The sequence below is a fragment of the Blautia intestinihominis genome (assembly GCF_040096655.1).
GTDB lineage: Bacteria > Bacillota > Clostridia > Lachnospirales > Lachnospiraceae > Blautia_A > Blautia_A intestinihominis.
In genome coordinates this window covers 1-10,513 of record NZ_JBBMEI010000096.1, presented here as the reverse complement: position 1 = coordinate 10,513, position 10,513 = coordinate 1, and the positions used below count along the sequence as shown (strand labels likewise).

Genomic DNA, 10,513 nt, shown 5'->3' with positions numbered 1-10,513 from the left:
GGGCAAAATGCCATCACCGAAGGTGATTTGGAATGCATTTTGACCAAGTTACTGTGAACGGAGTGAACAGTAACTGTATTATCACTCCGTTCACGGTAACTTGAGTATCCAGACACAAATTTGCTTGTGCATAATATATAATAGAAGTATACTTAATATAAATACTACTCTCTAAGGAGGATTCAAAATGAAAAAGAAGAAACTAATCTGCGGTCTTTTATCTGCATCCATGGTACTTACAATAGGCGGTCTTACCTCTGTTTATGCTGCGGACACCGAAACCCTTGCTGATTATCCGGAATATAAAGAAATCGTGCAGAAATATTATGACGGTGCTTCTGCCGCATGGAATATCAGCCAGTTTCAGGAAAATAATCTCTGTTATCTGGCAGGATATTATTCAGATATCAATAAACTCGGATATTTTCTTCAGGATATTGATAATAATGGTACCGCAGAACTGTTTATAGGTGCCATTGACGATGGCACTGACAGTTATGAGGGAATGTTTTTTGATATGTACACCCTTGTTAACGGAAGGCTTTCTCTGGTCACTACCAGCGGTGAACGCGACAGATATTATCTGTGCAAAGACAACACTATAGCCAATGAAGCTTCCGGCAGTGCTTTTCTGTCCCTGTACCATTATTATACTTATACTGACGGACAGCTGAACTTAAAAGAATCCGTGGTCTATGATGAAGAAAGAAATCCGCAGAATCCGTGGTTCTTCAGCACAACAGCTTCAACTGAGTATAATGCAGATGAATTTACTTCTATTTCAGAAGCAGATGCAGCTTCTATCAAGAATAAGTATGAATATGCGGAACTTCCGTTTATTTCACTGGCAGATATGAAATAGTCAAAATTATTCACATAAAAAGCCCCCACAAATCGTTTTCTCACGTTTTGTGGGGGCTTCTTAGTATATTATAATTATCAGTTCTGCTCTACAATATGTCTTGCTACGTAAATACCACTTGCGGATGCGTGGGACAGGGAGTGGGTGACGCCACTTCCGTCTCCGATCACGTACAGACCTTTGTGGCAGCTTTCGAGGTTGTCGTCAATCTCAACTTCCATGTTGTAGAATTTAACTTCCACGCCGTACAGAAGGGTATCGTCGTTTGCAGTTCCCGGAGCTACTTTGTCCAGGGCGTAGATCATTTCGATGATGCCGTCCAGGATACGTTTCGGAAGTACGAGGCTTAAGTCTCCAGGTGTTGCTGTGAGAGTCGGTGTTACGAGGCCTTCCTCAACACGTTTCACGGTACTTCTACGTCCGCGGACAAGGTCGCCGAAACGCTGTACGATAACACCGCCGCCAAGCATGTTGGAAAGTCTTGCGATGCTTTCGCCGTATCCATTGCTGTCCTTAAATGGCTCGGAGAAATGTTTGGAAACAAGAAGTGCGAAGTTGGTGTTATCGGTCTTTTTCTCATCACCCTCATAGCTATGTCCGTTTACAGTGATGATGCCGTTGGTATTTTCGTTTACTACGATTCCGTTCGGGTTCATGCAGAAAGTACGGACGTTATCTTCGAATTTCTCTGTACGGTAGACGATCTTGCTCTCATACAGTTCATCTGTCAGATGTGAAAAGATAACTGCCGGAAGTTCCACGCGGACACCGATATCCACACGGTTGGATTTTGTCGGGATGTTCAGATCTTTACAGACAGTCTCCATCCATTTGCTTCCGCTTCGTCCTACGGAAACGATACATTTCTTACAGTCGTAAGTTCCTTTTTCGCAGATCACACGGTAACCGTCTTCCAGGATCTCCAGTTTCTGTACCGGTGTGTCGAAGTAGAAATCTACATGATCTTTCATTGCATTGTACAGGTTCTCAAGAACGATATAATTGATATCCGTTCCCAGATGACGTACAGATGCATCCAGAAGGTTCAGTTTGTTCTGCAGGCAGAGTTTCTTAAACTTGGTTCCTGCTGTGGAATAAAGCTTAGTTCCCTGACCACCGTATTCCATGTTGATATCATCAACATATTTCATCAGCTCGATTGCCTGGCTCTTACCGATATGCTCATACAGAGTTCCACCGAAATCGTTGGTGATGTTATATTTTCCATCAGAGAATGCACCTGCACCGCCAAAACCGCACATGATGGAACATCTCTTACAGTTGATACAGTTCTTTATCTTCTTGCCGTCGATCGGGCATTTTCTCTTCTCAAGGGAGTATCCCTCTTCAAAAACTGCCACTTTGCAGTCCGGCTTTTCTTTCATTAATTCATACGCTGCAAAAATTCCTCCAGGACCAGCGCCGATAATGATCACATCATAGTTCATGCCTTATCCTCCTTGTAAGCATTACTTCCCTTTTTGTTTATATCCCTCATCCATATACAGCAGAACCCACAGTCCTGTTGCATAAAAAAAGCTGTCGCAGAATTTCTCGTGACGGATCCTGTCACTTCCATTCATTACGGCAGTTGGAAAAATGGTTACTGTAATCTTTAACGTTAATCATATTCCTAATCTATACTACAGGATTGCCATCGCTTTGTCAAGTGTTGTTTTTGTATGAAAATCAGATGTTTTTCCGTAAAACACAAAAACACTGCCATTTTCAGACAGTGCTTCCGCTTAATTTAAAAGAAAGATAAAGAAATTCAGATAACCTGCAAAAGTCAGCCATACAAGATACGGGATCATCAGGTATCCTGCGTTCCTGGAGATATCCGAAAATCCTTTCGTGCAGAGGTACACCAGATACCACAGAAGCACAAGCCATACAAATGCAAAGAAATACCATCCTGCATTAAAGAAAAATACCGGCCACAGGAAATTTACTGCAAGCTGCACTCCATACAAGAACAGTGCTCTGTTTCTCTTTTCTGTTTTCGGCGAAATTGCCACAAGGTAAGATGCTGTTCCCATCATGGCAAACAGTCCTGTCCATACCACAGGAAATACCCAGCCCGGCGGTGTCAGAGGCGGCTGTTTTAATTTTTCAAACGTATCCATGCTTCCCTGCGTAAGAAATCCCGAAACCGCCCCAACTCCCAGCGGCACCGCCAGCGCGGTCAGCAGAGTTTTTGTTTTTTTCTTCAAAAAAATTCCTCCTGTTCTCATCATCACTGTCTAGTGTATGAAGAACAGAAGGAATTATGCGTTTCCAAAATTTTATTTACATTTTATGCTTCTCTGCTTTGAAGAATGCTTTGGTTTCTTTCACAACGACTCCGCTCAGTGCGAACAGTGCGATCATATTCGGGATTGCCATCAGACCATTGAAGATATCTGCGATAGTCCATACAGCACTTACTGTCATGTATGGTCCGATGAATACTGCAAAAATATATAACCAGCGGTATACGATGATCTTCGTCTTGTGTCCGTTTGTCAGGTATTCGAGACAACGTTCACTGTAATAATCCCATCCAAGGATTGTTGTAAATGCGAAGAATACGAGGCAGAGCATCAGTACAAACGCTGTGAACTTGGCCGGAAGCGGAAGTCCATGCTGGAATGCATAGGTAGTAACCTGTACACCCTCGATTCCCTCTACCTGCCATGCACCTGTCAGGACGATGGAAAGTCCTGTCATGGTACAGATCAGGATCGTATCAATAAAAGTACCTGTCATGCTGACAAGACCCTGACGTACCGGCTCTTTTGTCTGCGCTGCTGCTGCCGCGATCGGAGCGCTACCAAGACCTGCTTCGTTGGAAAAGATTCCTCGTGCAACACCTTTCTGAATTGCTACGATCATAGAACCAACAACACCACCTGTCACTGCTTTAGGATTAAATGCCGCTGTAACAACAGTTACGATTGCATTCGGGATCTCTGTAATGTTGCAGATGATCAGGGCAACGCTAAAGATGATATAAATTACTGCCATAAACGGCACGATGATCTGGCTGACTGCTGCAATTCGTTTTACTCCTCCAATCAGGATCGCTGCTACGAAAAATGCAAGGATCAGAGAAGAAACAACAACTGCTACGGAATACTGTCCCAGGAATGGGATATTGATGCAGTTTGTCTTGTCCGGATCAAAGAAGTTCTGTACAGCACTTGAAATACCATTTACCTGGCTGAATGTACCGATACCAAAAAGACCTACACAGACACCAAAGAATGCAAAGATCTTACCAAGCCATTTCCATTTCGGTCCCATACCTTTCTCAATATAGTAGAATGGTCCGCCAAGACTGTGTCCGTCTTCTGCAACCACACGGTATTTTACCGCCAGAAGACCTTCAGAATATTTGGTTGCCATTCCGAAGAATGCTGCCACGATCATCCAGAAAAGTGCTCCCGGACCTCCGGCACAGACTGCTGTTGCAACACCTACGATATTACCGGTACCGATTGTTGCACTCAATGCTGTACACAGAGCTGCAAAACTGGAGATCTCACCGTCTCCCTCTTCTTCATTCTTAAACATCCATTTCAGTGCCAATGGAAGGCGGCGTACCTGAAGCAGCCCAAGTCTGCTGGTAAGAAGAACACCACCGGCTATGATCAGTACCATAAGCGGCACGCCCCAGACTTTGTCATCCACTGCAACTAAGAAATTGTTGATTGCTTCCCACATCTCAAAAAGTTCTCCTTCTGTATGTATTTTTCAGCATCATAAAAAGGGAATAAAGATAAAGAATCGTTCTCAGATAGACTGGTAAGAATCTAATAATATCAGACAATAAAAAATAGATAAAAATCAAAAAATAGAATTCAGGATGTAATTAGGTCATAGCATCCTCTGTCCTTTTGCCTGAGAGATTCAAGACGCTTGCGCGTCGCTTGCACCTTCGGCCCCTGTAATAAAACAGGCGTCTCCAGAGAAACGATCCATTTGCAGTTTGTGTCCGATATTACGGATACCTGAGAGTTTTACTCCTTCGGTGGGCATGCGCCTCTTTCCTGCAAACTTCTCCTCGTTATTGCTGTTACTGCGTTATACTATAGTGCTAAATCATAAAAAAGTCAAGAGGGAAAAAATATTCTTCCCTCTTGACTTTTTTTGGCGTCTTTTGATGTTTTATTTCGGGCTGACGATCTTACCTGCGATCGCACATGCTGCTGCCGTCTTTGGAGATGCCAGATAGATTTCTACCTTGGAAGTTCCCATACGGCCAAGGAAGTTACGGTTGTTTGTCGCCACAACACTCTCTCCGTCTGTCAGGATACCGCCTGCACGTCCACAGCACAGTCCGCATCCCGGATGTGTGATCATTGCACCTGCTTCTGCCAGAGTGTCCAGAATACCAAGCTCGATCGCCTGTCTGTAGATCTTGCGGCTTGCCGGTGTCACGATCAGTTTTACATAGTCAGCAACTTTTTTGCCCTTGAGGACTTCCGCTGCTGCTGCGAGATCCTCCAGACGGCCATTTGTACAGGAACCGATGAATACCTGATCGATCTCAGTTCCCTCAAGAGTGCTGACGTCACGGATCTTGTCTACCTGTGACGGGCATGCCATGACCGGAACAAGGTCCTCTGCACGGTAAGTTACAGTCTTGATGTATTTTGCGTCCTCATCGCCGACAAGGCTCTTCTGGAAATCGTTCAGTTCAATCTCACAGTATTCTGCTGTCTTTTCATCTGGTGTGAAGAGAGCACATTTTGCACCAGCTTCGATTGCCATGTTTGACATGGTCATTCGGCTTGCCACGGACATATTCTTTACTGCACTTCCTGTGAATTCCAGTGCACGGTAAGTAGCGCCATCTGCACCGAGATCACCGATCAGACGCAGGATCACATCCTTGGACATCACGTTCTCCGGAAGCTCTCCCTCGATCACAACTTTAATGGTCTCCGGAACTTTAATCCACATGGTTCCTGTTCCGAGGATACTTGCCATCTCTGTATATCCGATACCGGAAGAAAATGCGCCAACACATCCATAAGTAGTTGTATGGCTGTCTGTACCAAATACGATGTTGCCCGGTTTGACATAGCCAGCCTCTGTCATCAGCTGATGGCAGATTCCGTCGCTTCTGTGTACGTTTTTCATTCCGTATTTCTCTGCAAAAGCATCTCCTGTATGGAAATGTCTGGTATCATCAAGCTGGCTTGCCGGAACAAGGTGATCATAGATCAGAACTACCTTATCCGGATCCCATAATTTCTTGAATCCCATTTCTTCAAATTTATCCGCAACAAACGGAATAAAAATATCATGGATCATCACTCTGTCTACATTGACTGTTACGATATCGCCAGGTTTTACGGCATGACCCACATTGTTTCTGATAATCTTTTCGATAACTGTTTCGCCCATCTGCTTCTCCTCCTTAGTCCAGTCCATTCAGTTTACGCATGGCTTTTACAAGTCCGCCGGCCTGGATGATGCTCATCAGGTTCTCCGGCAGAGAAGCGATCGGGTACTGTTTTCCATCATAGTCAACATGTTCATTCATCACAACGTTCACGGTATCTCCTTCTTTGATATCATCGTGAAGATCCGGCTGCTCGATCAGCAGAAGTCCGTTGTTGATGGAGTTTCTGAAGAAAATTCTTGCAAAAGATTTTGCAATGACGCACTGAACGCCCAGTGCTTTGATGATCTCCGGTGCCTGCTCTCTGGAAGAACCGCAGCCGAAGTTTTTGCCGGCAACAATGATGTCGCCTTTCTGGATCTGTCCAGCCAGTTCCGGACGGAGCGGGCTGAATCCATACTGTTTCATATCGTCGATTGTTTTGAGTGCCAGATACTCGGTCGGGATGATGATATCGGTATCAATGTCATCGCCAAGTACCCATACTTTACCTGTAAACTTTTCCATAATCTATGTATTCCTCACTGAATATATTGTAGGTGTTTCTGTTGTACTTTATCAGATTTCAGATGGCAGTGCGATTTTTCCTGCGATTGCAGATGCTGTAACAGTCGCTGCGGATCCAAGATATACTTTGGAACTTGGATGTCCTGCACGTCCTTTGAAGTTACGCGTTCCTGTACTGATCAGGACTTCGTTTTCACCGATAACACCCTGACAGCTTCCCCAGCATACACTGCAGTTCGGGTTCATAACAATCGCACCTGCTTCCATGAAAATGTCGATCAGGCCTTCTTTTAATGCCTGACGGTAAATTGTCTGGCTTGCCGGAACAACGAGGAAACGTACCTTGTCAGATACTTTCTTTCCTTTGATGATCTCGGCACCTACGCGCAGATCTTCGATACGTCCGTTGTTGCAGGAGCCAAGGAATGCTTCGTTGATCTCGATTCCACATGCTTCTTCTGCCGGAACAACATTGTCTACAAAATCCGGTTTTGCGACTACCGGGCGGACTTTGCTGAGGTCAAAAGTATATTCTCTTACGTATTCTGCATCCGGATCACTGTGGAATACAGCTTTTGGCTCACGTCCATGTTCTTTGAGGTATTCCATGGCTTTTTCGTCTGCTTCAAAGATACCGGCCTTTGCACCTGCCTCTACTGCCATGTTGCAGAGAGTCATACGGTCACTGATGCTTAAAGTCTTAGCACCTTCTCCGGTGAATTCCATTACCTGATAGTTGCATCCGTTTGCACCTACTTCACCAATGATGGTAAGGATCAGGTCACGGGCAGTCACACCTTCCGGAAGCTTACCGATGAGGTTGAATTTTACAGATTCCGGAACCAGTACCCAGGAAGTTCCTGTCACCATTCCATAGAGGAAGTCTGTGCATCCGACACCGGTACCGAATGCGCCAAGTGCACCATAAGAACAGGTATGGCTGTCTGCGCCAAAGATCAGTTCACCCGGGCGAACATAATTCTCGATCATAACCTGGTGGCAGACACCCTTGCCTTCCCAGAAATCAATGTTGTTTTCTTTTGCAAAGTCTCTCATCTTCTTCTGGGATGCTGCTGTCTTCGGGCAGTCAGACGGTACGTTGTGGTCAACGATGAAAACGAGTTTCTTTGTATCTGCAATGTGCGGATGGTTCAGCTTGTTTTTGTACATATCTACAGTCAGATGAGTAGTTCCGTCATTGCTCATCAGACGGTCAAGCTGTACCGTATGGATATCGCCAGGTTTGACGCTGTCTACACCGGCTGCTGCTGCGATGATTTTTTCTGCAATTGTCATTCCCATGGTTATTTCTCCTCCTTGTTCAGTGAAGCGATCAGACCGCCCTGATTCAGAATTCCCTGCATATATTCCGGAAGTTTGGTACAGGTATATGTCTTGCCGTTTGCAACTGCTGTACCGTCGGACATATGAAGTTCCATGGTATCTCCGGTCTGTACATCATCCGGAAGATCTTTACAGACGATTGCCGGAAGCCCGATGTTGATCGCATTTCTGAAGAAAATTCTTGCGAAGGATTTGGCGATGACTGCCTGTACACCAAGTGCTTTGAGGACGCCCGGTGCCTGCTCTCTGGAAGAACCACAGCCGAAGTTCTCGCCGCCTACTACGAAATCTCCTGGTTTTACTTTCTTTGCAAAATCAGGATCTAATGATTCAAATGCATGACCTTTCATCTCATCCAGGTTCGGCAGAAGCAGATACTGGGATGCAATGATCTGGTCTGTATCAAGGTCATTATGAAATTTAAAAATTGTACCTTTTTCCATAATAATGATTCCTTTCCATGTATAACTATTCATTTTCTCTCTATTCTACCACAAAATCCACCATTAGCAAAATGGATATTTATAAGAATTATGCATTCGATGCGAAACATTATAAAAAAGCCTGGCCTTCATCTCATGTTCTATCGTGAAAGCCAGACTTTTTAAATTATACTCTCTATATTACTTTATGCTGCAGCCATTTGCGACTGTGGAATCTCCAGGTAAAAATAATACTGCGGACAGTCCAGTCTGCAAACATTCCGATCCAGACTCCCATCGGTCCGAAGCCCATGACTCTGATCAGAAATACACAGAGGCAGAATCTGCATGCCCACATCGTACAGCAGGATGTGATCATGGAAAATTTCACATCTCCTGCCGCACGGAGCCCATACCCCGGAACAAATGCCATGGTCCATACAAGCGGTTTCATGATCGTGATCCACATCACCATATGGAAACACATATCTGCACTTTCTTTTTCCATGCCTCCAAGGATCGTGACTGGTTTTGTCAGTGCAAATACGATCAGGCAGCTTGTCAGTACTACGATTTCTGCAATTACGCAGAGCTTCTTTATGTAGTAGACTGCCTCGTCTTTTCTTCCTGCGCCGAGACACTGACCGACAATCGTCATCAGACCTACCCCTACACCGATCGCTGCAATACCATTCAGGTTTTCCAGAATGTTTGTCATTGCCTGTGCTGCGATCGCTGCTGTTCCCAGAGTAGATACCGTGGACTGGATTGCCAGTTTACCCAGCTGGAACATACTGTTTTCAACACCGGATGGGATTCCGATTCCGAGGATTCTTTTTATCATGGACCAGTTCGGACGGATCTTGAAATAATCACGTACTACGATCTCCTGACCTTCCCTTTCTTTTCGAAGCTGGATCAGTACTACTACCGCACAGAAAATACGGGAGATCAGTGTAGAAAGTGCCGCACCTGCTACTCCCATGTGGAAAACCCAGATCATAATGGCATTTCCGGCGATATTCATCACATTGGAGATCATGGAAATGGTCATAGGACCTCTGGTATTGTCCTGCGCACGGAAAATAGATGCTGCTGAATCATACGCCGCGATAAACGGGAAGGACAGGGCTGTATAAAAGAAATAAATTTCTGATGCCCTCATAACTTCCGCTTCGACTGAGCCAAAGATCAGTCTCAGAAGTGGTTTCTGGAAAACAAGGCAGATCAGACTCACCGCTACTGAAATGGCTGTGATGATAAACAACACCTGTCTTGCAGATTCATTTGCTTTTTCTTTGTTTCTCTGCCCGATATACTGTGCACAGACGATCGCACCGCCTGCTGCCAGTGCGGAAAATGCCTGAATGACGAGCACATTGATGGAATCCACCAGCGATACCGCCGAGATTGCCGCCGAACCGACATTACTCACCATCATGGTATCCGCAGTTCCCATGATCGAGTTCAACAACTGTTCCAGCACGACCGGAATAAGTAGATTCCGGATCATGCGATTCGTGAACATATGCTGTTGCTGTTCCATTTTTCCACCTCAACTTCCCCATAAAACAATTTGTAAAAATTACCGGCGGTCATGCCGCCTCTGACATTATGTTCCTGTGACATGCTCCCACCACTTAAATCTTACAGATTTTGAAGTGGAGGCTTCCTGCTCGATCACCCTTCAGGGCAAAGCTAAAACAGGCTATCCCCGCGTGTCCCGCGGTTCTTTTTTATCTGGTTACAGATTTTTCTATGTGCCGCTACGCACACTTTTTATATATCTTTTTTCCTTCTTCCAGGATATTGACAGCTGCATTCACATCCCGGTCCATCCGGTTTCCACATTCACATATGTATGTCCGTTCTGACAAAACCAGTTCTTTCTTCTTATTCCCACATACGCTGCATATCTTACTGGATGCAAAATAACGGTCTACTTTTATAAGATATTTACCACGTTCTTCCAGCTTATATCCAAGC

10 protein-coding genes and 1 riboswitch are annotated in these 10,513 nt (G+C 44.9%); of the genes, 1 reads left to right on the top strand and 9 read right to left on the bottom strand.

Annotation, left to right across the window (positions count from 1 at the left end):
- Window positions 1-187: 187 nt before the first annotated feature.
- Complete coding sequence (locus WMO75_RS17475) at window positions 188-862, top strand: hypothetical protein (protein WP_118698675.1); 675 nt, start codon at window positions 188-190, stop codon at window positions 860-862.
- 77 nt (window positions 863-939) lie between these two features.
- Here WMO75_RS17475 and WMO75_RS17470 read toward each other — a convergent pair whose 3' ends face one another.
- The 9 genes from WMO75_RS17470 to WMO75_RS17430 all read right to left on the bottom strand — a co-directional run.
- Window positions 940-2,310 carry an NAD(P)/FAD-dependent oxidoreductase gene (locus WMO75_RS17470; protein ID WP_022214677.1) on the bottom strand — a complete coding sequence of 457 codons (1,371 nt, stop codon included), beginning with the start codon at window positions 2,308-2,310 and terminating at the stop codon, window positions 940-942.
- 297 nt (window positions 2,311-2,607) lie between these two features.
- A complete protein-coding gene (locus WMO75_RS17465; RefSeq protein WP_022214676.1) occupies window positions 2,608-3,075 on the bottom strand; it encodes a TspO/MBR family protein in 468 nt (155 codons plus the stop codon).
- Between the two features lie 76 nt (window positions 3,076-3,151).
- Window positions 3,152-4,567, bottom strand: a complete 1,416-nt coding sequence (locus WMO75_RS17460) for an alanine/glycine:cation symporter family protein (protein WP_349078611.1) — start codon at window positions 4,565-4,567, stop codon at window positions 3,152-3,154.
- A gap of 155 nt (window positions 4,568-4,722) precedes the next feature.
- Window positions 4,723-4,822: riboswitch (glycine riboswitch) on the bottom strand.
- A 189-nt stretch (window positions 4,823-5,011) separates the two neighbouring features.
- Window positions 5,012-6,256: a 3-isopropylmalate dehydratase large subunit gene (locus tag WMO75_RS17455; protein ID WP_118252991.1), complete on the bottom strand. Its 1,245-nt coding sequence runs from the start codon at window positions 6,254-6,256 to the stop codon at window positions 5,012-5,014.
- Between the two features lie 13 nt (window positions 6,257-6,269).
- Window positions 6,270-6,761 (bottom strand): LeuD/DmdB family oxidoreductase small subunit, encoded by a 492-nt coding sequence (locus WMO75_RS17450; protein WP_118252989.1) that lies wholly within the window; start codon window positions 6,759-6,761, stop codon window positions 6,270-6,272.
- Window positions 6,762-6,812: 51 nt separating this feature from the next.
- Window positions 6,813-8,063: a 3-isopropylmalate dehydratase large subunit gene (locus WMO75_RS17445; protein ID WP_349078609.1), complete on the bottom strand. Its 1,251-nt coding sequence runs from the start codon at window positions 8,061-8,063 to the stop codon at window positions 6,813-6,815.
- Window positions 8,064-8,065: 2 nt separating this feature from the next.
- The gene (locus WMO75_RS17440; RefSeq protein WP_022214671.1) at window positions 8,066-8,548 is read right to left on the bottom strand and encodes a LeuD/DmdB family oxidoreductase small subunit; all 483 of its coding nucleotides are present in this window, start codon (window positions 8,546-8,548) and stop codon (window positions 8,066-8,068) included.
- Window positions 8,549-8,723: 175 nt separating this feature from the next.
- Window positions 8,724-10,073 carry an MATE family efflux transporter gene (locus WMO75_RS17435; protein ID WP_022214670.1) on the bottom strand — a complete coding sequence of 450 codons (1,350 nt, stop codon included), beginning with the start codon at window positions 10,071-10,073 and terminating at the stop codon, window positions 8,724-8,726.
- 220 nt (window positions 10,074-10,293) lie between these two features.
- Window positions 10,294-10,513, bottom strand: a 220-nt coding sequence (locus WMO75_RS17430; RefSeq protein WP_349078606.1) for a zinc ribbon domain-containing protein, incomplete at its 5' end; no start/stop codon positions are given.

Excerpts from the sequence above, each read along its gene's own strand:
- WMO75_RS17435 (WP_022214670.1), bottom strand. The coding sequence starts at position 10,073 with ATGGAACAGCAACAGCATATGTTCACGAATCGCATGATCCGGAATCTA.
- WMO75_RS17470 (WP_022214677.1), bottom strand. The coding sequence starts at position 2,310 with ATGAACTATGATGTGATCATTATCGGCGCTGGTCCTGGAGGAATTTTT.
- WMO75_RS17440 (WP_022214671.1), bottom strand. The coding sequence starts at position 8,548 with ATGGAAAAAGGTACAATTTTTAAATTTCATAATGACCTTGATACAGAC.
- WMO75_RS17460 (WP_349078611.1), bottom strand. The coding sequence starts at position 4,567 with ATGTGGGAAGCAATCAACAATTTCTTAGTTGCAGTGGATGACAAAGTC.
- WMO75_RS17450 (WP_118252989.1), bottom strand. The coding sequence starts at position 6,761 with ATGGAAAAGTTTACAGGTAAAGTATGGGTACTTGGCGATGACATTGAT.
- WMO75_RS17475 (WP_118698675.1), top strand. The coding sequence starts at position 188 with ATGAAAAAGAAGAAACTAATCTGCGGTCTTTTATCTGCATCCATGGTA.
- WMO75_RS17445 (WP_349078609.1), bottom strand. The coding sequence starts at position 8,063 with ATGGGAATGACAATTGCAGAAAAAATCATCGCAGCAGCAGCCGGTGTA.
- WMO75_RS17455 (WP_118252991.1), bottom strand. The coding sequence starts at position 6,256 with ATGGGCGAAACAGTTATCGAAAAGATTATCAGAAACAATGTGGGTCAT.